1 pseudogene is annotated in these 338 nt (G+C 28.4%); it reads left to right on the top strand.

The features are described 5' to 3' along the window. Window positions 1–338 (top strand): annotated as a pseudogene (locus CJ670_RS09200) (cytochrome b/b6 domain-containing protein); the annotation flags it as partial.

Here is a 338-nt window from a genome sequence, read left to right as displayed (position 1 = left end):
TTTACAATAATGTTTATTGTTGCAAAAGGTAGAAAACAAGCAAAAATTACAAGAGAAAATGAGAAAGTGCAAGTTTATTCACTTTTTCAAAGAGTTGTTATTTTGTTAAATATTGTAATTATGATTTATCTGTTTATAACTGGTTTTTCAATAACATTTGGAAACTGGACAGGTGGAGGATATATTCCTCGACTTATGAGAGCTACACATGAAGTTGTTGGTGTTGCTTGGATTCCAGTTTGGTTTATTGTTACAGTTATTGCATTTAAAGATCATAAATACTTTGTAAGACCTAGTTCTAAAATATGGCATAAATTCTTTTTAAGAGGAAAATATGA

This window comes from Arcobacter cryaerophilus gv. crypticus (assembly GCF_002993025.1).
Classification (GTDB): Bacteria; Campylobacterota; Campylobacteria; order Campylobacterales; family Arcobacteraceae; genus Aliarcobacter; species Aliarcobacter cryaerophilus_B.
The sequence above is the reverse complement of the archived record's forward strand: the minus strand, read 5'-3'. Positions and strand labels throughout refer to the sequence as shown.